This is a genomic window from Dermacoccus sp. NHGro5 (assembly GCF_017565385.1).
Classification (GTDB): domain Bacteria; phylum Actinomycetota; class Actinomycetes; order Actinomycetales; family Dermatophilaceae; genus Dermacoccus; species Dermacoccus nishinomiyaensis.
In genome coordinates this window covers 16,659-43,229 of record NZ_JAGEKQ010000006.1, presented here as the reverse complement: position 1 = coordinate 43,229, position 26,571 = coordinate 16,659, and the positions used below count along the sequence as shown (strand labels likewise).

Below are 26,571 nucleotides of genomic sequence, written 5' to 3'. Positions count from 1 at the left end.
TCTGCTCCTGGAGTACTCATGACACATCGTCGTTCGAACACGCCGCGCATGGCCGCGGCTCTCGTCGGCACGGTGACGGCCTTCGGTCTCATCGCAGCCCCGGTCGCCTCCGCCAACAACGCCCCGCCCGCAGGCGAGGGCCAGACCCGCGTCGGCAAGTCCGACGACCGTCCGAACCCGCTCGCGGAGAAGAAGGCCGACCTGCGTGACGCCGCCGTCAGCGCTCTCGTCACGGGCAAGGCCGCCACGAAGAAGGTCAACGGCAAGCGCGTCATCGAGGTCAAGGGCAAGGACAAGAAGGGCAAGACGAAGCCGCGTTACGTCCAGTACGACGTCAACCAGAAGGCGAACATCCTGAGCTTCCTCGTCGAGTTCGGTGACCAGACGAAGCCCGCCGCCGGTGGCGCGCCCGGCCCGCTGCACAACAAGATTGCCCAGCCCGACCGCAAGATGGACGGCGGCGCGACCGACAACAACAGCACGATCTGGAAGGCCGACTTCAACCGTCAGCACTACTTCGACATGATGTTCGGCAGCTCGGAGTCGTTCAAGGACTTCTACTCCAAGCAGTCGAACGGCCGCTTCGACGTCGAGGGCGACGTGAGCGACTGGGTCAAGGTGCCCTTCAACGAGGCGCGCTACGGCCACAACCCTGTCTCGGGTGACGGCACGAGCGAGGCCGAGGGCTCCTGGTCCTTCATCGCCGACAGCGCCACGGCGTGGGTCAACGCGCAGAAGGCAGCGGGCAAGAGCGACGCCCAGATCAAGGCGTACCTGCAGAGCTTCGACAAGTGGGACCGTTACGACTTCGACGGCGACGGCAACTTCGACGAGCCCGACGGCTACATCGACCACTTCCAGGCCATCCACGCCGGTGAGGGCGAAGAGGCCGGCGGTGGCGCCCAGGGAGATGACGCCATCTGGAGCCACCGCTGGTACGCGTACCAGAACCTCGCGGGCAAGGCCGGCCCGTCGCAGAACAAGCTCGGTGGTGTGCCGCTCGGCGACACGGGCCTGTGGATCGGTGACTACACGACCGAGCCGGAGAACGGTGGTCTCGGTGTCTTCACGCACGAGTTCGGTCACGACCTCGGCCTGCCGGACCTGTACGACACGACGAACAAGGCTCAGAACGACGTCTCGTACTGGTCGCTCATGAGCGCCGGTTCGTGGCTCGGCGACGGCAAGACCGACATCGGTTCGCGCCCGGGCTACATGGGTCCGTGGGAGAAGCTGCAGCTCGGCTGGCTCGACGCCACGAAGGTGAGCTACGGCAACAGCAAGAAGGTCCAGATCGGCCCGAGCGACCGTGACTCGGCGACGCTCGGCCAGGCGGCCCTGATCAACCTGCCAGACAAGACGATCACCACGACGTACAACAAGCCCCAGTCGGGGGCCAACGAGTGGTGGGGCGGCAGCGCCGACAACCTCAACTCGACGTTGACGCGTTCGATCGACCTCACGGGCAAGAAGTCCGCGAGCGTGACGACAGCGGCCTGGTACGACACCGAGGAGGGCTACGACTTCTTCTACGGCGAGGTCAGCACCGACGGTGGCGCCACCTGGGCGCAGGTGGGCAAGGAGGTCTCCGGTGAGAAGAAGAACTGGAGCGACCTCACGTACGACCTGAGCGCTTACGCGGGCAAGAAGGTCGACTTCCGCTTCCGCTACGCGAGTGACGGCGGCGTCCACGGGGCGGGCCCGTTCCTCGACGACATCCGCATCGTCGCCGACGGCGCGACACTGCTGTCGGACGACGTCGAGAAGGGCACGAACGGCTGGGTCGCGAAGGGCTTCACCCTCTCATCGGGCACGACGAGCGAGAAGAAGACGCACTACTACCTCGCAGAGAACCGTCAGTACAACGGCTACGACCGTTACCTCAAGACGGGTCCGTACAACTTCGGTTACCTCAAGCAGCAGGCCGAGCGTGTCGAGCACTTCGCCTTCCAGCCCGGTGTTCTCATGTGGTACGTCGACAACGAGTACGCGAACAACAACGTCTCCGAGCACCCCGGCCACGGCCAGGTGCTGCCCATCGACTCGCACGCGCAGGCGATGAAATGGAAGGACGGCACGCTCGTGTCGAACAAGCTGCAGCCCTGGGACGCGGTGTTCGGCTCGTCCTCGATGCCGTCGCTGACGCTGCACCGCAACGGTGACGCCACGACGTTCCCGAAGAGCAAGGGCGTGTCGACGTTCGACGACACGGAGGCGACGAACTACTACGACGCCTCCAACCCGACGGGTTCGACGCTGACGGCAGGCAGCGGCGTCAAGGTCACCGTCAGTGGTGTGAGCAAGGACAAGGCGCACCTCGACGTGATTTTCCGCCGCTGAGGCGCTGCGGCGAGCGGCTGAGTCCGACATGTGAGCGGCCCCGGGGATCATCCCCGGGGCCGCTCGTCGTCGGGTGACGCGGTGAGGCAGGATGGCGTCATGAACCGTCAGCAAGAGTTCGTGCTCCGCACGATCGAGGAACGTGACATCCGATTCGTGCGTCTGTGGTTCACGGACGTGCTCGGAACCCTCAAGTCGGTCGCCGTGGCGCCGGCGGAACTCGAGGGGGCGTTCGCCGAGGGCATCGGCTTCGACGGTTCGTCGATCGACGGTCTCGCGCGGGTCTACGAGGCCGACATGCTGCTGCGCCCGGACGCCTCGACGTTCCAGGTGCTGCCGTGGCGCGGCGAGAACCCCGGCACTGCGCGCATGTTCGCCGACATCCTGCTGCCCGACGGCACCCCGAGCCTCGCCGACCCGCGTGACGTGCTGCGCCGCTCGCTGACGAAGGCCGCCGACCTGGGGTTCACCTTCTACACCCATCCCGAGATCGAGTTCTACCTGTTCGAGAAGGACCTCGACCACGGCCGTCCCGTGCCGGTCGACTCGGCCGGGTTCTTCGACCACGTGCCGCACGGCACGGGCCACGACTTCCGGCGCGCCGCCATCACGATGCTCGAGAACATGGGCATCTCCGTGGAGTTCAGTCACCACGAGGGCGGGCCGGGGCAGAACGAGATCGACCTGCGCTACGCCGACGCGTTGTCGATGGCCGACAACATCCAGACGTTCAAGGCCGTCATCAAGGAGGTCGCGCTCGAGCAGGGCATCTTCGCGAGCTTCATGCCGAAGCCGATGGCAGGCCAGCCCGGCAGCGGCATGCACACGCACCTGTCGCTGTTCGAGGGTGACACGAACGCGTTCCACGAGCCGGGTTCGCCGTATCAGCTCTCGCGCACGGGCCGCCAGTTCGTCGCCGGCCTGCTCCACCACGCGCCGGAGTTCACGGCGATCACGAACCAGTTCGTCAACAGCTACAAGCGCATCTGGGGCGGTTCCGAGGCGCCGGCGCACATCTGCTGGGGGCACAACAACCGCAGCGCGATGATCCGCATCCCCATGTACAAGCCCGACAAGGGCCAGAGCACGCGCATCGAGGTGCGCACCCTCGACGCAGCGTGCAACCCCTACCTCGCGTACGCCGTGATGCTGGGCGCAGGCCTCAAGGGCATCGAGCAGGGCATGGAGCTGCCGCCCGAGGCCGAGGACGACGTGTGGACGCTCACCGAGCGCGAGCGTCGCGCCATGGGCATCCGACCGTTGCCGGCTTCGCTCGACGAGGCGATCCGCACGATGGAGGAGAGCGATTTCGTCGCCGAGGTGCTCGGCGAGCACGTCTTCGACTTCGTGCTGCGCAACAAGCACAACGAGTGGGCCGCCTACCGCGACCAGGTGACCGAGTTCGAGATCAAGCAGGATCTGCGCCGGTTGTGAGTCGTACGCAGCAGACCAAGAGTTCCGCGGCCTGGCGCAAGGCGGGCTACACCGACACCGAACGCGCCGGCTCGCTGGCCCAGGAGGTCGCCGACCTCGTCCCGACCGACGTCCTGCTCGACGTCACGGGCGCGGTCGCCGACCCCGACCAGGCGCTGCTCGCGTTCGTTCGGTTGCGCGAGGCGCTCGATGCTCCCGGCCGGCGCGCGCTGACGGAGGCGCTGACGCAGCCGCTCGCACGAGCGCGCTTGTTCGGCGTGCTCGGCGCCTCGAGCGCCCTCGGTGATCACCTCGTCGCCAAGCCCGAGCAGTGGCGCGACGTGGTCGCCGCGGAGCGTCGCGACCAGGCGGCGTTCGCTCAGGCGCTCATCGCCGAGATCGACGGGCGGGACGACGACGTCAGCGCCTACGACGCGCTGCGCGTGGCCTACCGTCGTCAGCTCGTGCAGATCGCGGCGCTCGACGTCACCGACGTCCCCGCCAATGTCCTGCCCGCGACGGCAGCGTCACTCGCCGACCTCGCGGGTGCCGCGCTCGAGGCGGGGCTGCACATCGCGACGCAGAGCGTCGAGGGCGCCGAGCAGGCTCGACTCGCCGTCATCGGCATGGGCAAGACGGGCGGGCGCGAGCTCAACTACATCTCCGACGTCGACGTCATCTTCGTCGCGCAGCCCGCGGACGGGGTCGACGAGGACGTCGCCCTGCGCTTCGCTACGGAGCTCGCGACCGAGCTGATGCGCGCTTGCTCGGCGAGCACGGGGGAGGGTTCGCTGTGGCAGGTCGACGCCGCGCTGCGCCCGGAGGGCAAGCAGGGCCCCCTCGTGCGCACCGTCGCGAGCCACCGCAACTACTACGAGCGCTGGGCGAAGGGCTGGGAGTTCCAGGCGCTCCTCAAGGCGCGCCCCATCGCGGGCGACCGTGAGGTCGGCGAGGCCTACATCGCCGCGATGCGGCCGATGGTGTGGCAGGCCAGCAAGCGCGAGAACTTCGTGGAGGACGCGCAGGCGATGCGCCGTCGCGTCGAGTCGCACGTGCCCGTCAGCGAGCAGGCACGCCAGATCAAGCTCGGCCCGGGCGGTCTGCGCGACATCGAGTTCTCCGTGCAACTGCTGCAGCTCGTCCACGGACGCACCGACGAGCGGGTGCGCGCCCGCTCGACGCTCGACGCCCTCGAGGCGCTCAGTTCGTGGGGTTACGTCGGGCGCACGGATGCCTCGGCGCTCGACCGCTCCTACCGTCAGCTGCGCGTGCTCGAGCACCGCATCCAGCTGAGCAAGATGCGTCGCACCCACCTCATGCCGACGTCGAGCGCAGACCTGCGCCGCCTCGGACGCGGCGTCGGGTTGATGCGCGACCCCGACGAGGCCGTCACCGCCCACTGGCAGGAGCTCGCGCGCTCGGTGCGCCGCCTGCACGAGAAGCTGTTCTACCGGCCGCTGCTGTCGGCCGTCGCGCGTCTCGACGACGATGAGGCGAAGTTGTCGGACGAGGGCGCGCGCGATCGTCTCGCCGCGCTCGGTTACGCCGACCCGAGCGGCGCGCTGCGCCACCTGCAGGCGCTGACGTCGGGGCTGTCGCGGCGTGCGCAGATCCAGCGCACGCTCATGCCCGTCATCCTGCAGTGGCTCGCCGACGGCCCGACCCCCGACGCCGGGCTGCTCGCCTACCGCCGCATCAGTGACGAGCTCGGCACCTCGCACTGGTACCTCAACACACTGCGCGAGGGCAGCACCGCGGAACTGTTCGCCGAGGTGCTGTCGAAGTCGCGCTACGTCTCGGAACTGCTCGAACGCGCGCCCGAGAGCGTCAAGCTGTTCGCCGACCCTGCGCTGCGCGTGCCGCGTGACGAGAAGGCGATCAGCGCGACGATGACGTCCGTCGCCGGTCGCCACGACGACGTCGACAAGGCGATGCTCGCGGCGCGCACCGTCCGCCGCACCGAGCTGACGCGCATCGCCATCGCCGACGTGCTCGGCGAACTCGACCTCGAGGGCGTCGAGAAGGCCCTCACCGACGTCATGGCCGCGATGCTGCAGACCGGGCTCGACCTCGCATGGCGCGCCGTCTGCGATGACTCGGACGCACGCCTCACCGACGTCACGATCATCGGTATGGGACGCTTCGGCGGGCGTGAGCTCGGCTACAGCTCCGACGCCGACGTCATGTACGTCCACCGCCCGCGCGACGGCGCCGACGCCGGTGCTGCGCAGGACCAGGCGCTCGCCGTCGTCACCGAGTTGCGACGCCTCGCCGCGCTCGCCGGGCCAGACCCGAAGCTCGAGATCGACGCCGCGCTGCGTCCCGAGGGCAAGCAGGGCCCCCTCGTGCGTTCCCTCGACTCCTACGCCTCGTACTACGAGCGCTGGTCGGAGGGCTGGGAGGCCCAGGCGTTGCTGCGCGCCTACCCGCTCGCCGGTGACGCCGACCTGGGCCGCGCCTTCGTCGACCTCGTCGATCCGCTGCGCTGGCCCGAGGGCGGCATCCGTGACGCCGCGGTGCGTCGCATCCGCACGCTCAAGGCGCGGATGGAGGCCGAGCGCATTCCCCGCGGGGCCGATCCGCGCACCCACTTCAAGCTGGGGCGCGGCGGGTTGTCCGACGTCGAGTGGTGCGTGCAACTGCACCAGTTGCAGCACGCCCACGCCCACCCACAGTTGCGTCGGACCGGCACGATCTCGACGCTGCGGCTGCTCGCCGAGCTCGAGCTCATGGACGCCCACGACGCCGAGGTACTCGCCGACGCGTGGACCTTCGCCTCCCGGGTGCGCAACGCCTCGGTGCTGTGGCGCGGCCGCCCCGTCGAGTCGCTGCCGAGCGACCTGCGCGACGCGGAGGGCATCGCGACGCTGCTCGGACTGCCCGCCGGTGACGGTCGTCAGCTCGGCGAGGAGTACCGCAAGGTCTCGCGGCGCGCCCGGCTCGTCGTCGACCGCGTGTTCTACGGTGAGGATCCTCACAACAGCACCGGACCGAGCTTCCGACGCTGAGACGGGCGGGCAGGCGCTCGGTGCCGCCGCCTAGAATGGAGCGGTGATTTCGCGTCGTGACCTTCGTGGTTCAGCCCTGACCTCCCTCGATGCACGCGGCCTGCGCGATGCGCTGCCGCGCGCACAGTTCGACATCGAGGCGGCCCTCGACGTCGTGCGTCCGCTGTGCGAGCAGGTGCGCCATGACGGGGCCGACGCGCTGCGCGAGCTGGGGGAGCGATTCGACAAGGTGCGTCCGACGCACCTGCGGGTGCCCGCGGAGGTGCTCGCAGCCGCCGAAGCGCAGCTCGACCCCGCGATCAAGGACGCCCTCGTCGAAGCCATCCGCCGCGTGCGGATCGTCCACGCCGCGCAGGCGCGCGAGGACGTCACGACGCAGGTGAGCGACGGCGGCAGCGTCACTGAACGTTGGATCCCCGTCGAGCGCGTCGGGCTCTACGTGCCCGGCGGCCTCGCCGTGTACCCGAGCTCGGTCGTCATGAACGTCGTGCCCGCGCAGGTCGCGGGCGTCGACTCGGTCGCCGTCGCGAGCCCGCCGCAGGCGCAGAACACCGGCGAGTTCGCCGGTTACCCGCACCCGACGATCCTCGCCGCGTGCTCCCTGCTCGGCGTCGACGAGGTGTACGCCGTCGGCGGCGCGCAGGCCGTCGCGATGTTCGCGTACGGCGCACGGGAGAAGGATGGCACGAGCGTGTGCGAGCCCGTCGACCTCGTCACCGGCCCGGGCAACATCTACGTCGCAGCCGCGAAGCGCCTGCTCAAGGGCCTCATCGGCATCGACGCCGAGGCGGGCCCGACGGAGATCGGCATCCTCGCCGACGACACCGCGGACGCCGAGCACGTCGCCGCAGACCTCATCAGCCAGGCCGAGCACGACAACCTCGCGGCCTCCGTCCTCGTCACCGACTCGACGCGCCTCGCCGACGACGTCGAGGCAGCCCTCGAGCGCCGCGCCCGCGCGACGAAGCACAGCGAGCGCGTGCTCACGGCCCTCGGCGGTCCGCAGTCGGCCATCGTCCTCGTCGACGACGTCACGGCCGGGCTGCGCGTCGTCGACGCCTACGGCGCCGAGCACCTCGAGATCCACACCGCCAGCTCGCGCGAGGACGCGCTGCGCGTGCGCAACGCGGGTGCCATCTTCGTCGGCACCTACTCGCCCGTCAGCCTCGGCGACTACGCCGCCGGGTCGAACCACGTCCTGCCGACCGGCGGGTGCGCCTGCCACTCGAGCGGGCTGTCGGTGCAGTCGTTCCTCAAGGGCGTCCACATCGTCGACTATTCGCGCGAGGCCCTCGCGGAGGTCGCGGACGTCGTCGTCACGCTCGCGAACGCGGAGGACCTGCCGGCGCACGGCGAGGCCGTGACGGCGCGCTTCGAGCGTCGGGACGAGGCAGAGGCCGGGACGGAGAACGCGCCCGCATGAGCGAACCCACGATCACGCAGCTGCTGCGCGAAGACCTGCGAGACCAGAGCGCGTACGGCGCGCCGCAGCTCGACGTGCCCATCGCGCTCAACACGAACGAGTCGTCCTACGACGTGCCGGAGACGGTCGTGCGCAGCATCGTCGAGCGAGTCGAGAAGGCCGCGGGCGGGCTGAACCGCTACCCGGATCGCGAGTTCACCGAACTGCGCGCGGCCCTCGCCGACTACCTCGATCGCGTGACGGGCGTCCGGTTGCCCGTCGAGCAGATCTGGGCCGCCAACGGCAGCAACGAGGTGCTCAGCCACATCGTGCAGGCCTTCGGGGGCCCGGGCCGCGTCGCGCTCGGCTTCACGCCGAGCTACTCGATGCACCCGATCATCGCGCGCGGCGCGGGAACGACATGGGTCGACGGCCTGCGCGATCGTCGTGAGGGCGTCTATGACCTCGACGTCGACCTCGCAGTCGACCAGGTGCGCGAGCACCGTCCGAACGTCGTGTTCGTCTGCACGCCGAACAATCCGACGGGCACCGCGGTGAGCAACGACGTCGTGCGCGCCATCTACGACGCGGCGCCGAACGCCGTCGTCATCGTCGACGAGGCGTACGTCGAGTTCGCGCGCCCGGGCACGCCGAGCGCCCTCGAGCTGCTCGCCGATCACCCGCGCCTGATCGTCAGCCGCACGATGAGCAAGGCGTTCGCGTTCGCCGGCGCGCGCGTCGGTTACATGGCCGCCTCGCGCGAGATCTGCGACGCGATGCGTCTCGTGCGTCTGCCCTACCACCTGTCGTCGGTGACGCAGGCGACCGCGCTGGCGGCCCTCGACCACGCCGAAGAGATGCTCGCCATGGTCGATGCGATCAAGGCCCAGCGCGACCGCATCGTCGAGGCCGCGCGAGTGGCGGGGCTCACGCCGACGCCGAGCGATGCGAACTTCGTTCTCATCGGTGGTCTCACCGACGCGCACGCCACGTGGCAGGCCCTGCTCGATCGCGGCATCCTCGTGCGCGACGTCGGCATCGCGCACCACCTGCGCATCACGGCCGGCACGCCCGCCGAGACGGACGCCGTCATCGCGGCCCTCACCGACCTCGCCCCCACGCACGCCCTCCAGGAGGAGAAAGCATGAGCGACGCGACCGACTTCGTCATCCCCGACGTGCCCGCCGACCACCGGACAGCGCTCATCGAGCGCACGACGAAGGAAGCCTCGATCAGGCTGTGGCTCGACCTCGACGGTACGGGCACGTCCGACATCCGCACCGGGGTGCGCTTCTACGACCACATGCTCGACTCGCTGAGCAAGCACAGCCTCATCGACCTGCGCATCCGCGCCAGCGGCGACCTCGACGTGGACGCCCACCACACGGTCGAGGACACCGCGATCGTGCTCGGCCAGGCCCTGCGCGAAGCGCTCGGCGACAAGTCGGGCATCTCGCGTTTCGGGGACGCGAAGGTGCCGCTCGACGAGGCGCTCGTCGAGGCGGTCGTCGACGTCGCGGGCCGCCCGTACGTCGTCCACACCGGTGAACCGGACGGCCAGATCTACGCGGTCATCGGGGGCAACTACATCGGCTCCCTGACGCAGCACGTCATCGAATCGCTCGGCTACAACGCGGGCATCGCGCTGCACGTCAACGTCATCTCCGGGCGCGACCCGCACCACATCGTCGAGGCCCAGTTCAAGGCGATCGCCCGCGCGCTGCGCGCCGCGGTGGCGAAGGAGCCGCGCGTGCAGGGAATTCCGAGCGCGAAGGGTGCTCTCTGAGTCATGCCGAGACTAGGTCGGCAGTCGAACTTCACCGGCGCGCTCGACGCCGTCGTCGTCATACGCGGCGATGCCGAGCGTGTGGCTCGCTGGGTCGAACAGGGCACCGTGCCCGCGTACGTCGTCGACCTCGACGGGCCGTGGTGCGCCGTCGTCGCGGCGGGCCCTGGGCATGCGGCCGCGCCCTTTGACGACGCCGCGACGGTGCTCGTCGCCCGCCCCGTTCCGCAGATGATGCGCCCGGCCGCCGGGTTCTTCGTGCACGGCGACGACGCCGTCGTCCTCGTCCAGCCGCGACGGTGGCGCTCCCTGCCGCGTTGGTTCGTCGTCCGCCGCGGTTTCGGGGTCGTGCGCGCGGCGCTGCCGCAGGCGAGCCTCGCGGATCTGCTCGCGGTGGGGGAGAACTCGCACCCGGAGACCCTAGAACGCGTCCTCGCGCAGCGCGGCGCCGAGCCGATCGAGGTGCTGCGTGGCGTCATGGTCGCCCTCGGCATCCCCGCCGGGCATCTGCTCGCGCTGCATCCGCGCGCGGCGATCGAGGCCGATCTCGTCGAACCTGATGCGAAGGCAGTACGACGCTTCGACAAGCACACCCGCGAGGAACGCGAAGAACGGCGAGAGATCGAAGGGCACGCCCTGATGGAGGAGAAGCGATGAAGAAGGTCGTCGTGCTCGACTACGGCAGCGGCAACATCCACTCCGCCGTGCGCATGCTCGAACGCATCGGCGCCGACGTCGAACTCACCGCCGATCCCACGTCTGTGGCGCGCGCAGACGGGCTGTTCGTGCCCGGCGTCGGCAACTTCCACGCGTGCGCCGCGGGGCTCGTCGCCGCGGGCGGGCGTGAGCTCATCGCAGAGCGACTGACACGTCAGGCCCCCGTGCTCGGTATCTGCGTCGGCATGCAGGTCATGTTCGACGGCTCGAGCGAGCCGTCGCCGTCACCGGTCGACGGGCTGGGGCTGTGGCATGGTCGAGTCGAGCGTCTCGACGCCCCGGTCGTACCGCACATGGGCTGGTCGCAGCTCGAGCCGGCGCCCGGCAGCCGACTGTTCGCCGGTGTCGAGGACGAACGGTTCTACTTCGTCCACTCGTTCGCGGCCCCCGCGACCGTCGCCGACCTCAACTCGGGCGCCCGCGTCACGCTCGCGACGCACGGCACCCCCTTCGCCGCGGCCATGGAGCAGGGTGCGCTGAGCGCCACCCAGTTCCACCCCGAGAAGTCGGGTGACGCCGGCGCCGCGCTGCTGACCAACTGGCTCGACACCCTCTGATGCCATGCCCAGCCACCCCGATCCGACGGCTCGAAGGAGCACCATGACCACCGAACCCCGCCTCGAACTGCTGCCGGCCGTCGACGTCGCCGGCGGTGAGGCCGTCCAACTCGTCCAGGGCATCGCCGGGACGGGCGGCCAGTTCGGCGACCCCGTCGCCGCTGCACTCGCGTGGCAGGAAGCGGGCGCCGAGTGGCTGCACCTCGTGGACCTCGATGCCGCGTTCGGACGCGGCGAGAACCGCGGCCTGCTCGCCAAGATCGTCGGCACACTCGACATCAAGGTCGAGATGAGCGGCGGCATCCGTGACGCCGAGTCACTCGAGGCTGCGCTCGCCACGGGCTGCCGTCGCGTCAACCTCGGCACCGCAGCCCTGGAGAACCCCGAGTGGACCGCTGCCGCCATCGCCGAGCACGGCGACCGCATCGCCGTCGGCCTCGACGTGCGCGGCACCACCCTCGCCGCCCGCGGCTGGACGAAGGAGGGCGGCGACCTGTGGGAGACCCTCGCCCGCCTCGACCGTGAGGGCTGCGCGCGCTACGTCGTCACCGACGTCGCGAAAGACGGGATGCTCGCCGGCCCCAACACCGCGCTGCTGCAGCAGGTGTGCGAGCGCACCGACCGCCCCGTCGTCGCCTCCGGCGGCGTGACGACGCTCGACGACCTGCGCGCGCTGCGCGAGCTCGTGCCGTACGGGGTCGAAGGCGCCATCATCGGCTCGGCCCTCTACAAGGGCACGATGACGCTCGCCGACGCCCTCGACGTCGCGGGGCGCCCCGAGTGAGCGGCCCGGGGCCGAGCGACACGGCCGGCATCCCGTTCAGCGGCCGCGAGGTGACGAGCACCGGTTTCGACGACGACCGCGGCGAGGCCGATGCGGCTCTCATGGCGGCGCTGGCGAGTGGTGACGAGGAGGCGTGGGTCGCAGCGTTGGCCGAGAGCAGGTTGCTCGTGCCGATCGTCGCCGCCCCCACCGAGGTCGACACGAGCGGGGAGCACGCCGTCGAGAAGTCGACCGACATGGCTGTCGTGACGCTGACCGCGCCGGACGGTACAAAGGGCCTGCCCGTCTTCACGAGCCTCGAAGCGCTCGCCGCCTGGGATCCGGCGGCCCGCCCGTCACCCGTCAAGGCCGCGTTCGCCGCGCAGGCGGCCATCTCAGAGGAATGCGACGTCCTGCTGCTCGACATGGCCAGCGAGCATCGCGTGGTCGTGCGCGCGAGCATGGTCTGGGCGCTCGCGCAGCAGCAGGCCTGGGTGCCCGCCTACCGTGACACGCACGTGCGCTCCGCCATCGGGCAGGCTGTGCGCGTCGAGGAGGCCGTGCTCGCCCAGGAGTGCGTCGACGGGGGAGAGGGCGTGCTGCGGCTGCGTCTCACACTCGCACCGGGGCTGAGCCAGGACGAGATCCGCGCGCTCGCCACACGCGTCGGTGAGCGGCTGGCCGCCGACGGTGAGACTCGCGCCCGCATCGAAGCTCTCGCCTTCGAGTTCGTCGCGGCGTGAGGCGCGGGCGGGACTGAAAACCCCGGATGAGCCGGGGGGCACATGACGCAGGGGCCGGACGGTGAGATCTCACCGTCCGGCCCCTGCGTCATGCGTCGGCGCGTCGACACCTGGCGTGCGGTCTGACGTCGTGCTCAGTCGAACTCGTCGTGCAGCGGGAACCCGCACTCGTGCAGGTGGTCGAGCACCCGGTCCATCTCCTGTGGGCTGGGCAGCTCCTGGGTCACCTTCGTGATGCCGACACCCACATCGACCCGGTCAGCGGGCACGAGCCCGTCGGCGACGAGGTGGTTGCCCAGTTCGTGCATCTCCTCAGGAGAGAGCCGGCGCCGCATGAGCGCGAGCAACGGCTGGTAGTCGCGCTCCGGTACCCCCGTGGGGTAGCTGACGCGCAGCCAGTTGACGATGCGCTCGAGGGCTGGGTTCATCGCCTCACTTCTTCTCGGCGAAGGTCGGGAACACGTGCTCGAACGACACCTTGTAGCCGAAGCCCGACGCGATGATGATGGCGAGGCCCAGCGCCACCGCGACGGCGACGAGCGCGAAGCAGAGCAGGCCGACGGGCTTGCCCCAGGACTTGGCGCTCTCGCCGGTCGTGAGAGCGCCTTCACCGGCGGCGAAGCCACGCACGCCGAAGGCGAACAGGGCAGGCACGCCTGCACCGAGGACGATGGCGACGAGAAGCACCTTCCAGGCGCTCTCGAACGCGAGGGAGAGAGTGTTCATCGGGAACCAACCTTGGTCGCGGGGTGGATGGTGTTGCGGTCGGACTCGGCCACGACGTCGGGGATGTGCGTCGCCGCGAGGTCCTGCGGGTCCCACTCCTCGTTGACGTTGTTGTGGTCGACCGGCGTCTTGCGCGAGTGGTAGAACATGTAGGCCGCGAACGCGCACAGGATGGCGAAGACGACGATGCCGCCGGCGCCACCACCGATGACGTCACCGAGGTACCACATGAGCGCACCGACGACCGCGGCGGCGGGCAGGGTGATGAACCAGGCGAGCACCATGCGTCCGGCGACACCCCAGCGGACCTCCGCGCCCTTCTTGCCCAGGCCGGTACCGAGGATCGAACCCGTCGCGACGTGCGTCGTCGACAGCGCGAAGCCGAGGTGGCTCGAGACGAGGATGACGGCGGAGCTGGCCGACTCGGCAGCCATGCCCTGCGGCGACTCGATCTCCACGAGGCCCTTGCCGAGCGTGCGGATGATGCGCCAGCCGCCGAGGTAGGTGCCGGCCGCGATGGCGAGCGCACAGGCGAACTTCACCCACAGCGGAACGCTGTGCGTGTCGGTCCAGGAGCCGTAGCCGATGAGGGCGAGGGTGATGACACCCATCGTCTTCTGCGCGTCGTTGGTGCCGTGAGCGAGCGAGACGAGCGAGGCGCTGCAGATCTGACCCCAGCGGAAACCACGCTCGGACTCGGCGTGACTGACCTTCTTCGTGATGGCGTAGATGAGCTTCGTGCCCAGCGCCGCGACGACCGCCGCGATGAAGGGCGACAAGAACGCGGGGATGATGACCTTGCCGACGACACCGTCGAGCTTCGAACCGTCACCCGTCCACTTGACGCCCGCCATGCCGATCGCGGCGATGGCCGAACCGATGAGACCACCGAACAGTGCGTGGCTCGAACTGCTCGGGATGCCGAGCAGCCACGTGAGCAGGTTCCACACGATGCCACCGACGAGGCCGGCGAGCACGATGAGCAGCAGGGCCTGGCCGTGGTCGGCGAGGAACTCCGGTTTCGGAGCGCCGTCCTTGGCCTGGATCTTGATGACTGCGTTGGTGACGGTGAGGGCGACCTCGACCGACAGGAAGGCACCGATCAGGTTGAGGATGCCGGAGAGGGCGACTGCCACCTTGGGCTTGAGGGCACCGGTGGCGATGGACGTCGCCATCGCGTTGCCGGTGTCGTGGAAGCCGTTGGTGAAGTCGAACGCCAGTGCCGTGACGATGACGAGCACGAGAAGAATGAACGAGAAATCCACACGGCAAGTGTGCAACCGCGCAGTGGCCGCCGAGTGCGCTGTACGCAAACGGGTGTTGGCACTGCGGGAAATTCGCGGGGGCGCCCGATATCTGTTCACCGGAAGTTCACCTCCCGTGCGGCGATTCTTTGCCGGACGGGCACGCGCGAGGGCGCCCCGGCGTCTCGCGCGGTTGACGCGGGCGGCCCGCTCGACCACGTGACGCAACGAGACCGCCGGGTCCGGAGCATGAGCTCCGGACCCGGCGGTCTCGAATCGATCGCGCTGAGGTACAGGCGCGATCAGTGGATCTGCGCGATCAGAGGTTGATCATGTGCCCGGCGATGCCGTGCACGGCTTCCTTCACGGCCTCTCCCAGCGTCGGGTGGGCGAAGATGTTGCGCGAGACCTCGTCGGCCGTCAGATCCCACTGCTGCGCGAGGGTCAGTACCGGGAGCATCTCGGTGACGTCGGGGCCGATCATCGCGGCGCCGAGCAGTTCGTCGTGCTTAGCGTCTGCGATGACCTTGACGAAGCCCACGGCCTCGCCGAGGCCCTGCGCCTTGCCGTTCGCGGAGAACGGGAACGTCGCCGTCTTGACGTCGTAGCCCTTCTCCTTGGCCTGAGCCTCGGAGTAACCGAACGAGGCGACCTGCGGCTGGCAGTACGTCGCGCGCGGGATCATGTCGTAGTTGATCTCCATCGTCTCGACGCCCGCGATGGTCTCGGCGGCGACGATGCCCATGGCCTCGGCGGTGTGCGCGAGCATGAGCTTGGCCGTCACGTCACCGATGGCGTAGACCTTGTCGACGTTGGTGCGGCCGCGCGCGTCGATCTCGATGGCGCCGCGCTCGGTGAGCTTGACGCCGAGATCCTCCAGGCCGTAGCCCTCGACGCGCGGCTTGAAGCCGAACGCCGACAGCATCTTGTCGGCCTCGAGCACCTGCGAGTCGCCGCCCTTGGCGGGGGAGACGGTGACCTTGACGCCGGAGCCGGTGTCCTCGGCCTTCTCGACCTTCGTGCCGGTCATGACCTTGATGCCGAGCTTCTTGTACTGCTTGAGCAGCTCCTTGGACACGTCCGCGTCCTCGGTCGGCACCATGCGGTCGGCGAACTCGACGATCGTCACGTCGACGCCGAAGTTCTTCATGACGTAGGCGAACTCGACGCCGATGGCGCCCGAACCGCCGATGATGATGGAGCCCGGCAGCTCCTCCGAGAGGATCTGCTCCTCGTAGGAGACGATGTTCTTGCTGAGGTCGACCCCGGGCATCGTGCGCACGGTGGCGCCCGTCGCGATGATGAGGTTGTCGTAGGTGACGCTCTGGGTGGAGCCGTCCTCACCCTTCACGTCGATGGAGTGGTCGGCCTTGAGCGTGCCGTGACCGTTGATCTCCGTGATCTTGTTCTTCTTCATCAGGTAGTGAACACCCTTGACGATGTTCGACGAGACCTGACGGGAACGCTTGTGCGTGGGCCCGAACGCCATCGTGGCGTCGCCCTCGATGCCGAACTTCTCCTTCTCGTGCGTGAGCACGTGCGCGAGTTCGGCGTTCTTCAGCAGAGCTTTCGAGGGGATGCACCCGACATTGAGGCAGACACCTCCCCAGTACTTCTGCTCGATAACGGCGGCGCTCAGGCCGAGCTGGGAGGCGCGGATAGCCGCGACGTACCCACCCGGGCCGGCGCCGAGGACGACGACATCAAAATGATTGGCCACGAGGCAGAGCCTAGACCCATCGGAGCGCAGGGTGTGAGTGCAGGTAGTTACTGACGGGTAGAAGTTTGCGGTGCCCGGTCCCGACCGTTCCCGTGCGCCTCGCGGCGCGTGGGGCTCAGTCGTCCGTCGCCTCGGTGTGCTGCGCGAGCAGCTCCTGCGCCAAGGGCGTGTCGACGACGATCGAGGTGAGGTAGCCCCCGCGGATGCCGGCCGCGACGGCCGCGGCGCGCGCCCGACCGTGCGACAGGGCCACGACGTGGGTGATGAGCCGCAGGTCGTCGGGGCGCATGCTGACCAGACGTGCCGTCAGGCCCGCGTGCACCGGCGCGCCGGTCACGTCGAACAGGGAGCCGGCGATCTCGCCGACGACCTGCAGGCGCGCGAGATCGTCGCGCTCGTCGTCGCTCGCGAGGTCGAACAGGGTGCTCTCGCCACTGCTCCACCCGCCGACGCCGACGAGTGCGAGGGAGCAGTGCTTGGCGTCGTCGAGGGTGCCTGCGACGCTCGCCTGAGCGCGGATGACGGCGGCCGCAGCGGCGTCGTCGGCAACGAGCGGCGCGTAGAAGACGCGGGGTTCTCCGCCGGTGAGGCGGGCGGCGTCACGCACGACGTCGACGGGGGAGGATTCGTACGCCGGCAGGTCGAGGGCCCCGGAGAGCTGGACGATCGGCACGGGTGGCAGACCGTCGAAGTGGCGCACCGCCTTGGCGACCATCCGGCTCCATGGCAGCCCGATGACGTCGGTCGGCTGCGCGAGGCGCCGCATGAGGTCGGCGCCGCGGCGGGCGAGCTCGTCCTGCGCGGCGTCCGTCTCGAGTTCCTCGACGTCGACGACGACGGCGTGTGCGAGCCCGAACGCGTCGCGCAGGCGGCGTTCGAGGTGCTCGCACCCGGCGCCGGGGTCGACGACGTCGATGCGGACGATTCCCTGGTCGCGGGCCTCCTCGAGCAGGCGCGCCACCTTGAACCGACTGATGTCGAGCTCTTCGGCGATGGCCACCTTGGAGGCGTCGTCGAGGTAGTAGCGACGTGCTGCGTGGACCATGAGGCGCTGATGCTGCGGTGCGCTCGCGTCGACCATGGGAACTCCCGGCGTTCGTAGCGTGAATCGTGGGTTGACATTGTGTGTCGAATCACACTCTACTCATATGTGCCTGCTAGTGCTCAAGTGAGCATGGTGCTCGTTCGAGCATTGCACACCAGGCACGACGACATGGGAGGTTTCGTGGGACGACGACGAAATGGCATCGCCCTCCTCGCCGCGACAGCACTGGTGGGCGGGTCTACGACCGCGTGCGCGGGCTGGGGTGGCGGGGTCTCATCGGGTGGCAAGGACAGCATCAACGTCCTCATGGTCAACAACCCGCAGATGATGGACCTGCAGAAGCTCGCGCCGGATTTCGAGAAGGAGACGGGCATCCACGTCAACTTCACGGTGCTGCCGGAGGACGACCTGCGCGACAAGACGAGTCAGGAGTTCAGCGCCCAGGCCGGTCAGTACGACGTCGCGACGTTGAGCAACTTCGAGATCCCGATCTACGCGAAGGCCGGCTGGGTCGCGGATCTCACGAGCCACGTCAAGGCCGACACCCAGTTTGACCAGGACGACATCCTCGCTCCCATGACGAAGGCGCTCAGCGTCGACGGGAAGATCTACGGCGAGCCGTTCTACGGCGAGTCGAGCTTCCTCATGTACCGCAAGGACATCCTGGCGTCGAAGGGCATCACGATGCCCGCGAACCCGACGTGGCCGCAGGTCGCCGACATCGCGGCCAAGGTCGACGGCGCCCAGCCGGGCATGCGCGGCATCTGCCTGCGTGGTCAGCCAGGATGGGGTCAGCTGTTCGCGCCGCTGACGACCGTCGTCAACACCTTCGGGGGCACCTGGTTCACGAAGGACTGGCAGGCGCAGGTCGACTCGCCCGAGTTCAAGCAGGCGACGAACTTCTACGTCGACCTCGTCAGGAAGCACGGTGAGGCCGGAGCGCCGCAGGCGGGCTTCACCGAGTGCCTCAACAACACCCAGCAGGGCAAGACGGCGATGTGGTACGACGCGACGTCGGCCGCCGGTTCCCTCGAGGCCAAGGGCTCGCCGGTGGCCGGGAAGATGGGCTACGCGCCGGCTCCCGTCGTCAAGACCAAGAATGCCGGTTGGCTGTACGCCTGGGCGTGGGCGATCGAGCAGAAGTCCGAGAAGAAGGACGCTGCCTGGAAGTTCGTCTCGTGGGCCTCGGGCAAGAAGTACGAGAAGCTCGTCGGCGAGAAGATCGGCTGGTCGTCGGTCCCCTCCGGCAAGCGCGCCTCGACGTACGAGATCCCCGAGTACGTCGCCTCCGCGAAGGCGTTCGCCGAACCCGCGAAGAAGGCCATCGAGTCGGCTCAGCCCGACAACCCGGGCGTCCAGCCCCGACCCGCCGGCGGCATCCAGTTCGTCGACATCCCCGAGTTTCCGGCCCTGGGCACGCAGGTCAGCCAGGAGGTCAGCTCGGCCATCGCCGGCAAGCAGAGCGTCGATGCGGCGCTCGAGACGGGCCAGGAGCTCGCGAGCGACGTGGCCGAGGACTATCGCAAGCGTGAAGGGAAGTGAGTGACGTGAGCACCAACGCGCTCGCACGAGGGGACGAGGACGACTTCGAGCACCGCGACCCCGACAACCACGATCTCGAACCGGCTCCGGGCGGCAAGACAGCCCTGGCCCGGACGGGAGCCTGGGCGCGCCGCGCGCCGCTGCTGCCGGCGCTGATCTTCATGATCATCGCGACGCAGCTGCCGTTCGTCGCGACCATCGTCATCTCGATGATGCGCTGGAACGCGTATTACCCCGATGACGTCGGATTCGCCGGCTTCGACAACTTCGTCACGGTGTTCACGGACGTCAACACCCGCAAGGCGATCTGGGTGACAATCCTGCTCACGCTCATCGTCGTCATCATCAGCCTGCTGCTCGGGCTCGGCATCGCGCTGCTGCTCGATCGCAAGTTCAAGGGCCGCGGCATCGTCCGAACCCTCATGATCACGCCGTTCCTCATCGTGCCCGTCGCCGCGGCGCTGCTGTGGAAGCACGCGCTGTTCAACCCCGAGTACGGCCTGTTCAACGGATTCCTCAAGATGGTTCTCGGCGACGACGCTCCGCAGCCGGACTGGATCACGAACAACCCGCTGCTCGCGGTGGCGGTCTCGCTCATCTGGCAGTGGACGCCGTTCATGATGCTCATCTTGCTCGCGGGTCTGCAGTCGCGCCCGATGGACGTCGTCGAGGCCGCGCGCATCGACGGTGCGTCGAACTGGCAGATCTTCAAGCACATGACGCTGCCGCACCTGCGCCCGTACATCGAGCTGAGCACCCTGCTCGGCGCGATCTACATCGTGCAGAACTTCGACGCCGTCTTCACGATCACCTCGGGTGGTCTCGGCACTGCGAACCTGCCGTACCTCATCTACCAGACCTTCTACCAGGCCCACGACTACGGTCAGGCCTCCGCAGCCGGTGTGATCGTCGTCCTCGGCACGATCATCATCGCGACGGCCGCCCTGCGCACCGTCCTCAGCCTCTTCAAGGAGGAGAACTGATGAGCACTCCCGCCTCCGCGGCCGCTGCACCCGCCGCGACGCCGAAGTCCTCCGGGCCCGCGTACACGCCGAACCCGAATAAGAGGTCGGGCGCCCTGCTCGGCGTCCTCGCCTGGATCATCGGCCTGCTGTTCGTCCTGCCCGTCGTGTGGATGGTGTGGATCTCGTTCCACTCCGAGAACGACGCGGCCACCAACCCGCCCAAGTTCGACGCTCCCTTCTCGACGGAGGGCTACAAGAACTTCTTCGACTCGAACCCGTGGCCGTCCCTGGCGAACTCGCTGACGGCGAGCGTCGTCTCGACCCTCATCGTCCTGCTGCTCGCCCTGCCGGCCGCGTACGCCCTGTCGATCCGTCCGGTGAAGAAGTGGTCGGACGTGTTGTTCTTCTTCCTGTCGACGAAGTTCATGCCCGTGGTCGCAGCGCTGCTGCCGATCTACCTGTTCGCGCAGAAGGTCAACCTGCTCGACAACATCTGGCTTCTCATCCTGCTGTACACGTCGATGAACCTGCCGATCGCGATCTGGATGCTGCGCAGCTTCCTCGCCGAGGTTCCGAGCGAGATGCTCGAGGCCGCCCAGGTCGACGGCGCCGGTCTCGTGCGCACGCTGCGTGAGGTCATCGCGCCGGTCGTCATGCCCGGCATCGCCTCGGCCGCGCTCATCTGCTTCATCTTCAGCTGGAACGAGATGCTGTTCGCCCGCGTGCTCACCGGTACGGTGGCGGAGACCGCGCCCGTGTTCCTCACGGGCTTCGTGACGAGTCAGGGCCTATTCCTCGCCAAGGTGTGCGCCGCGTCGATCGTCGTGTCGCTGCCCGTCCTCGCCGCCGGTTTCGCCGCGCAGGACAAGCTGGTCCAGGGCCTGTCGATGGGAGCTGTTCGCTGATGGCCGTCCGCCTTTTGCAATCCACGTTGGCCGAGCTGCCGGAACAGGTGGCGCGCCCCACCTACGACCGCGCGAAGCTGACGACGGGCATCGTCCACTTCGGCGTCGGCGGCTTCCACCGCGCGCATGAGGCGATGTACCTCGATCGCCTCATGAACGACGGCGAGGCATTCGACTCGGCCATCACGGGCGTGGGGGTGCTGCCGCACGACAAGCGCATCGTCGACACCCTCAACGCGCAGGACGGGCTCTACACCCTCGTCCTCAAGCACCCTGACGGCACCCGCGAGCCGCGCGTCATCGGCTCGATCCAGAAGATGCTGTTCGCGCCCGACGACCCCGACGCGGTCATCGACCTCATGGCGAGTCCGGAGGTCAAGATCGTCTCGCTGACGATCACCGAGGGCGGCTACCTCGTCAACCAGGTGACGGGGGAGTTCGAGGCATCCAACCCGGGCATCCAGCACGACCTGGCCGACGGGGCGTCACCGCAGACGGCGTTCGGGCTCATCGTCGAGGCGATCCGACGCCGTCGCGACGCGGGGCTCACGCCGTTCACCGTCATGAGCTGCGACAACCTGCCGGGCAACGGCGAGATCGCGCGGCGCATGATGACGGCGTACGCCGAGCTGAAGGACCCGTCGGTCGCGCAGTACATGCGCGATCACGTCGCGTTCCCGAACTCCATGGTCGACCGCATCACGCCCGTCACGGCGCCGGAGGACATCGCCGAGCTTGCCGACACGTTCGGTGTCGAGGACGGCTGGCCGGTCGTGTGCGAACCGTTCGCCCAGTGGGTGCTGCAGGACGAGTTCACCGACGGGCGCCCGCCGTTCGAGGATGCCGGGGTCCAGATCGTCGACGACGTCGAACCGTACGAGCTGATGAAGCTGCGCCTGCTCAACTGCGGCCACCAGACGCTCTGCTACGTCGGCTACCTCGCCGGTTACCGCTACGCGCACGAGGTGTGCAGCGACCCGTTGTTCGTCGACTTTCTGCTCGGTTACATGGAGAAGGAGGGTTCGGCGACGCTGCCGGAGGTGCCCGGGGTCGACCTCGACGCCTACCGTCACGAGCTCATCGCGCGGTTCGCCAACCCCGAGGTGCGCGACACGCTCGCCCGGCTGTGCATGGAGAGCAGCGACCGCATCCCCAAGTGGCTCGTGCCGGTCGTCAAGCACAACCTGGCGCACGGCGGCGAGATCGACCGCTCGGCCCTTGTCATCGCGTCGTGGGCGCGCTACGCCGAGGGCGCCGACGAGCAGGGCGACCCGATCGACGTCAACGATCGCGCCAAGGAGGCCGTCATGGCGGCCGCAGCGGCGCAGCAGGACGACAAGCTCGCGTTCCTGCGCAACCCGGACTTCTTCGGCGACCTCGTCGACGACGAACGATTCACGACGGCCTACGTCGCGGCACTCGACTCGCTGCACGAGGTCGGAGCCCGAGCCACGCTCGAGGCCCGCGCCGCCCAGGACGCCCGCCCCGGCGCGTGAGCCGGCACGGTGACGTCGGGGTGACCTGACGAGGCGTGGTCGGCGCCGCCGGCATCGTGCCTGCGGCGCCGGCCGCGTCGGAGTCCTCGGGGGTGAATGGAACCCCAGGACGACAGAGGAGACCGGATGACGTGTGACGAGAGGAACCCCATGCGCGTGCTCGAACTGAGCGCACCCGAGACGCTCACCCTGACCCAGCGTGACGTGCCGACGCCCGGCCCCGGGCAGGTGCTCGTGCGCATGACGTGCGTCGGCGTGTGCGGCAGTGACACGCACTACCTCACGCATGGGCGCATCGGCAGCTACGCCGTCGACTACCCGATGGTGCTCGGGCATGAGGGTGCCGGTGTCGTCGAAGCGGTCGGTGAGGGCGTCGACGCCTCGCGCATCGGCGAGCGCGTCAGCATCGAACCGGGCGTGCCGTGCCGCACGTGTGCGCAGTGCCTCGCCGGCGCCTACAACCTGTGCTCTGACATGGTGTTCCACGCGACGCCGCCGTACGACGGCTCGCTCGCCGAATGCATCGTCCACGACGCCGCCTTCGCGCATCCGGTGCCCGACGGCGTGAGCGACGAGGCTGCTGCGATGGTCGAACCGCTGTCGGTCGGATTGTGGGCCTGCCGCAAGGCCGATGTGACGCTCGGAGATCGCGTCCTCATCACCGGCTGCGGCCCCATCGGGCTCATGTGCCTGCTGGCCGCCCGGGCGCGCGGCGCGCGTGACATCACCGTCGTCGACCTCAACCCCGAACGCCTCGAGCGTGCCCGGGCGCTCGGTGCGCGGGTCGTCGACTCACGTCACGAGAGGTTCGACGAGCGCGAGTACGACGTTCTGCTCGAGTGCTCCGGGGTCGCCTCAGTCACGCTCGCCGGGATGCGGGCCCTGGCGCGAGGCGCTCGCGCCGTGCTCGTCGGGATGGGCGGCGACACCGTCGAACTGCCCCTGTCTGCGCTGCAGGAGCGTGAGGTCAGCGCCACCGGGGTGTTCCGCTACGCGAACACATGGCCGCAGGCGCTCGCGATGCTCGCGGGCGGCGTCGTCGAGGTCGACGATCTCGTGACGGGGCGTTTCGACCTCGCCGACGGCGAGCAGGCCCTGCGCGCGGGCCTCGACGACCCGGCATCCGTCAAGGCCATGATCTATCCGAACGGACTGCCGACGGTCTGATCTCACCTTACGGTTACCGCCGTCCGAACCGCGCGTCGCCCCCGGCGACGCCTGAGAAGGGAAACCATGTCACCTCGACTCGTCGCCGGAGTGGATTCGTCCACGCAATCGACCAAGATCGTCGTCTGTGATGCCGAGACGGGCGCCGTGGTGCGCACCTCGCGCGCGCCTCACCCCGACGGCACGAGCGTCGACCCCGAGGTGTGGTGGCGCGCTTATGAGGACGCGACGGCGGACGGGATGCTCGACGACGTCGAGGCGATCGCCGTCGGCGGTCAGCAGCACGGCATGGTCGCCCTCGATTCGGACGGCGCCGTCATCCGAGAGGCGTTGCTGTGGAACGACGTTCGCTCGGCGGGCGCGGCGCGTGACCTCGTCGACGAACTCGGGGGAGCGGGCGCCTGGGTGGATCGGCTCGACGTCGTGCCCGTCGCGGCGTTCACCGTCGCGAAGGTGCGGTGGCTGCGTGATTCCGAACCGGACAACGCCGCCCGCCTCGACACCGTCGTCCTGCCCCACGACTGGCTGACGGGGCGCATCCTGCAGGCCGGCGGCGGCTTACGAGGATGGACGACCGACCGCGGCGACGCGAGCGGCACCGGGTACTGGTCACCCGTCACCGGCGAGTACGACGCCGACATCCAACGTCTCGCCCTGGGCCGTGAGTTCGGCGTCCCGCGCGTCCTCGGCCCCGCCGAGCCCGCCGGCGTCACCGACGCGGGCCTCGTCGTCGGGGCGGGCACGGGCGACAACATGGGCGCGGCGCTCGGTCTTGGCCTGCAGCCCGGCGACGTCGTCGTCAGCCTCGGCACGTCGGGCACCGTCTTCGCCGTCCAGGACACGCCGACGCGGGACGCGAGCGGGCAGACCGCCGGATTCGCCTCGGCCGACGGGCGGCACCTGCCGCTCATGTGCACCCTCAACGCAGCCCGCGTGCTGACGACAGGTGCCCAGCTGCTCGGCGTCGACCTCGACGAGTTCTCCCGCCTCGCGCTCGCGGCACCCATCGGCGCGCAGGGCCTGACGTTGCTGCCCTACCTCGACGGTGAGCGCACGCCCGACCTGCCCGACGCCACGGGCACGCTCGGCGGCCTCACCCGAGCGAACGCGACGCCGGAGAACCTTGCGCGCGCCTGCGTCGAGGGGATGCTCGCGAACCTCGTCGCGGGCGTCGAGGGGCTGAAGCAGCACGGCCTGAGCGCGCGACGCATCGTCCTCATCGGGGGCGCTGCGGCTTCGGCGGCGGTGCGCGAGATCGCACCGATCCTGTTCGGGTTGCCGGTGCACATCCCGGCGCCGGGGGAGTACGTCGGTATCGGCGCGGCGCGCCAGGCGGCGTGGGCGCTGGCCGGAGGTGACGAGCCTCCGGCCTGGCAGGTCGCCTATGACCACGAACTCGAGGCCACGGACGACGACGTCACCGCCGGACGCGCGGTCTACGAGCGCTACCTACGTCTGCAGCGGCAACTGCACGGCTGAACGGGCAACCTCGAGGCGGTGGACGAAAGGGGTTCGCCCACCACCGCACGCCCGTGACACCATGACGCCACCATGCCCGCCACCCGTTACCGCCGCGTTCTTGCCAACCGCCGCACCCGCCAGCTGCTGCTGCTCGGCTTCGCCATCCGCATCCCGACGTTCGGGGTGTCGGTGCTGCTCACGATCCACGTCGTCGAGACGCTGCACCGCACCTGGTCGCAGGCAGGTCTCGTCGCGGCGGCCTCGACCCTCGCCGTCGCGCTGTCGGGACCGTGGCGCGGGCGCCTGCTCGACACCCTCGGGCTGCGCCGGGTCGTCGCGCCGTCGATCCTGGTCACGGCCGGGTGCTGGGCCGTGGCGCCCTTCGTCGGCTATGTACCGCTGCTCCTGCTCGCGGCATTGGCCGGGCTGTTCGCCGTGCCGACGTTCACCGTCATCCGTCAGGGCATCATCGCCGCGACGAGCGACGAGGATCGCCGCACGGCGCTCGCGACCGACGGCATCATCGTCGAGCTGTCCTTCATGCTCGGGCCCGTCATCGCGATCGCTCTCGGCGGTCACTTCCCGACGTCGTGGGTGATCTTCTGCCTCGAGATGGCCTCCGCGGCGCTCGCGGCGCTGCTGTGGTGGATCGACCCGCCGATCCGGCAGGCGCTCGACGAAGAGGCTGCCGCGGACGTCGACCTGCCACGCGAACGCTGGGTGACGCCGCGTTTCCTGGCGGTGTGCCTCGTCGGGTTCGCGGCCGTCGTCGTCCTCAGCGGCAGTGACGTCTCGTTCGTCGCCGCAGCCCGTCACTTCGACGCCTCCGCCCAGCTCGGCCTCGTGCTGGCCGTGTGGGGGCTGGGCTCCGTCCTCGGTGGGCTCGTCTACGGCGCGATGACGTCGCCGCCGCCCATGTTCGCGCTGCTCGTCCTGCTCGCCCTGACGACGGCGCCGATCGGCTTCGCCCACGGCGTGCTCGGGCTGTGCGTGTGGGGTTTCGTCGCAGGCCTGTTCTGCGCGCCGACGATGACTGCGTCCGTCGATGCACTCACGCGCGTCGTACCCGAACGGGTGCGCGGCGAGGCGATGGGGTGGCACGGTTCGTTCCTCACCCTCGGCGGTGCGCTCGGTGGGCCGCTCGCAGGCGTGTTCATCGACCGTCACGGCTTCGCGGGCGGTTTCGCGTCCGTCGGGCTGACGGGGGCGGCCATCGCCGGCCTCGGCGCCGTCATGGTCGGGGCGCGACGGGGGCTGCGGTCACGACGGGCCGGTCTGCCGGCGTCTTCACAGGCGCAGGGCACCGACGTCGAACCCACCCGCCGCGCCGATTAGGGCTGAGTCACACCGGCTGCTATCGTGGTGGGCACCAGCCGGACGTTCGCATGGCCTCATCGAGGCAGTGAAAGCGCTCGGTGCGCAAGAGGGGCTTCGGTCTCCACCCTCGGTCTCCTTCGGGAGGCAGGGTCTTGGTCACGATGCACGACGAGGCACCCGCCTCGATCGCGACGGAACAATCATCGCGTCGTGCGTGTTGAACGAAGACTTCTTGCGCTCGCAAGAAGTCTTTT

General features: G+C 69.2%; 22 protein-coding genes. 17 read left to right on the top strand and 5 right to left on the bottom strand.

Annotated elements, in window-relative coordinates:
- The first annotated feature begins 18 nt into the window (after positions 1-18).
- The 10 genes from J4Z35_RS02795 to J4Z35_RS02750 all read left to right on the top strand — a co-directional run bounded on the left by J4Z35_RS02795 (position 19) and on the right by J4Z35_RS02750 (position 12,729).
- A complete protein-coding gene (locus J4Z35_RS02795) occupies positions 19-2,340 on the top strand; it encodes an immune inhibitor A domain-containing protein (protein ID WP_083603941.1) in 2,322 nt (773 codons plus the stop codon).
- A gap of 99 nt (positions 2,341-2,439) precedes the next feature.
- Positions 2,440-3,774 (top strand): type I glutamate--ammonia ligase, encoded by a 1,335-nt coding sequence (glnA, locus tag J4Z35_RS02790; protein WP_074040717.1) that lies wholly within the window; start codon positions 2,440-2,442, stop codon positions 3,772-3,774.
- The gene (locus J4Z35_RS02785) at positions 3,771-6,761 is read left to right on the top strand and encodes a bifunctional [glutamine synthetase] adenylyltransferase/[glutamine synthetase]-adenylyl-L-tyrosine phosphorylase (RefSeq protein WP_074040716.1); all 2,991 of its coding nucleotides are present in this window, start codon (positions 3,771-3,773) and stop codon (positions 6,759-6,761) included. The genes glnA and J4Z35_RS02785 overlap by 4 nt, the downstream gene beginning before the upstream one ends.
- Before the next feature lie 43 nt (positions 6,762-6,804).
- Positions 6,805-8,184: a histidinol dehydrogenase gene (hisD, locus tag J4Z35_RS02780; RefSeq protein ID WP_074040715.1), complete on the top strand. Its 1,380-nt coding sequence runs from the start codon at positions 6,805-6,807 to the stop codon at positions 8,182-8,184.
- On the top strand, positions 8,181-9,311 hold the full coding sequence (locus tag J4Z35_RS02775; protein ID WP_074040714.1) for a histidinol-phosphate transaminase: 1,131 nt from the start codon (positions 8,181-8,183) through the stop codon (positions 9,309-9,311). The genes hisD and J4Z35_RS02775 overlap by 4 nt, the downstream gene beginning before the upstream one ends.
- Positions 9,308-9,949 (top strand): imidazoleglycerol-phosphate dehydratase HisB, encoded by a 642-nt coding sequence (gene hisB / locus J4Z35_RS02770; RefSeq protein ID WP_074040713.1) that lies wholly within the window; start codon positions 9,308-9,310, stop codon positions 9,947-9,949. Before J4Z35_RS02775 ends, hisB begins: the two co-directional genes overlap by 4 nt.
- 3 nt (positions 9,950-9,952) lie before the next feature.
- Positions 9,953-10,606, top strand: coding sequence for a hypothetical protein (locus J4Z35_RS02765; protein ID WP_006944237.1), 654 nt, complete (start codon positions 9,953-9,955; stop codon positions 10,604-10,606).
- A complete protein-coding gene (gene hisH / locus J4Z35_RS02760; protein WP_006944195.1) occupies positions 10,603-11,223 on the top strand; it encodes an imidazole glycerol phosphate synthase subunit HisH in 621 nt (206 codons plus the stop codon). Before J4Z35_RS02765 ends, hisH begins: the two co-directional genes overlap by 4 nt.
- Before the next feature lie 43 nt (positions 11,224-11,266).
- Positions 11,267-12,007 (top strand): bifunctional 1-(5-phosphoribosyl)-5-((5-phosphoribosylamino)methylideneamino)imidazole-4-carboxamide isomerase/phosphoribosylanthranilate isomerase PriA, encoded by a 741-nt coding sequence (priA, locus tag J4Z35_RS02755; RefSeq protein WP_006944303.1) that lies wholly within the window; start codon positions 11,267-11,269, stop codon positions 12,005-12,007.
- Complete coding sequence (locus J4Z35_RS02750; protein ID WP_074040712.1) at positions 12,004-12,729, top strand: SseB family protein; 726 nt, start codon at positions 12,004-12,006, stop codon at positions 12,727-12,729. Before priA ends, J4Z35_RS02750 begins: the two co-directional genes overlap by 4 nt.
- A 134-nt stretch (positions 12,730-12,863) precedes the next feature.
- On the opposite strand, the gene J4Z35_RS02745 is transcribed toward J4Z35_RS02750, so the two are convergent.
- From J4Z35_RS02745 to J4Z35_RS02725, 5 genes are all read right to left on the bottom strand, one after another.
- On the bottom strand, positions 12,864-13,157 hold the full coding sequence (locus J4Z35_RS02745; protein WP_038568583.1) for a DUF3349 domain-containing protein: 294 nt from the start codon (positions 13,155-13,157) through the stop codon (positions 12,864-12,866).
- Between the two features lie 4 nt (positions 13,158-13,161).
- A complete protein-coding gene (locus J4Z35_RS02740) occupies positions 13,162-13,455 on the bottom strand; it encodes a hypothetical protein (RefSeq protein ID WP_006944293.1) in 294 nt (97 codons plus the stop codon).
- The gene (locus tag J4Z35_RS02735; protein ID WP_074040711.1) at positions 13,452-14,720 is read right to left on the bottom strand and encodes an inorganic phosphate transporter; all 1,269 of its coding nucleotides are present in this window, start codon (positions 14,718-14,720) and stop codon (positions 13,452-13,454) included. Before J4Z35_RS02735 ends, J4Z35_RS02740 begins: the two co-directional genes overlap by 4 nt.
- Positions 14,721-15,018: 298 nt before the next feature.
- Positions 15,019-16,419 (bottom strand): dihydrolipoyl dehydrogenase, encoded by a 1,401-nt coding sequence (gene lpdA / locus J4Z35_RS02730; RefSeq protein WP_074040710.1) that lies wholly within the window; start codon positions 16,417-16,419, stop codon positions 15,019-15,021.
- A 115-nt stretch (positions 16,420-16,534) separates the two neighbouring features.
- Positions 16,535-17,500: a sugar-binding domain-containing protein gene (locus J4Z35_RS02725; RefSeq protein ID WP_083603940.1), complete on the bottom strand. Its 966-nt coding sequence runs from the start codon at positions 17,498-17,500 to the stop codon at positions 16,535-16,537.
- A gap of 132 nt (positions 17,501-17,632) precedes the next feature.
- On the opposite strand from J4Z35_RS02725, the gene J4Z35_RS02720 reads away from it, so the two are divergent.
- The 7 genes from J4Z35_RS02720 to J4Z35_RS02690 all read left to right on the top strand — a co-directional run bounded on the left by J4Z35_RS02720 (position 17,633) and on the right by J4Z35_RS02690 (position 26,335).
- Positions 17,633-19,006 carry a sugar ABC transporter substrate-binding protein gene (locus tag J4Z35_RS02720; protein ID WP_074040709.1) on the top strand — a complete coding sequence of 458 codons (1,374 nt, stop codon included), beginning with the start codon at positions 17,633-17,635 and terminating at the stop codon, positions 19,004-19,006.
- Between the two features lie 104 nt (positions 19,007-19,110).
- A complete protein-coding gene (locus J4Z35_RS02715; protein ID WP_243754814.1) occupies positions 19,111-19,989 on the top strand; it encodes a sugar ABC transporter permease in 879 nt (292 codons plus the stop codon).
- Positions 19,989-20,876 (top strand): carbohydrate ABC transporter permease, encoded by an 888-nt coding sequence (locus J4Z35_RS02710; RefSeq protein WP_006944162.1) that lies wholly within the window; start codon positions 19,989-19,991, stop codon positions 20,874-20,876. Before J4Z35_RS02715 ends, J4Z35_RS02710 begins: the two co-directional genes overlap by 1 nt.
- Positions 20,876-22,372 carry a mannitol dehydrogenase family protein gene (locus tag J4Z35_RS02705; protein ID WP_074040707.1) on the top strand — a complete coding sequence of 499 codons (1,497 nt, stop codon included), beginning with the start codon at positions 20,876-20,878 and terminating at the stop codon, positions 22,370-22,372. The genes J4Z35_RS02710 and J4Z35_RS02705 overlap by 1 nt, the downstream gene beginning before the upstream one ends.
- A 126-nt stretch (positions 22,373-22,498) precedes the next feature.
- Positions 22,499-23,539 (top strand): NAD(P)-dependent alcohol dehydrogenase, encoded by a 1,041-nt coding sequence (locus J4Z35_RS02700; protein WP_074040706.1) that lies wholly within the window; start codon positions 22,499-22,501, stop codon positions 23,537-23,539.
- A 66-nt stretch (positions 23,540-23,605) separates the two neighbouring features.
- A complete protein-coding gene (locus J4Z35_RS02695; RefSeq protein ID WP_006944277.1) occupies positions 23,606-25,018 on the top strand; it encodes an FGGY family carbohydrate kinase in 1,413 nt (470 codons plus the stop codon).
- A 72-nt stretch (positions 25,019-25,090) separates the two neighbouring features.
- Entirely contained in the window at positions 25,091-26,335 is a 1,245-nt protein-coding gene (locus J4Z35_RS02690) for an MFS transporter (protein ID WP_006944290.1), read from the top strand.
- Positions 26,336-26,571: the final 236 nt, after the last annotated feature.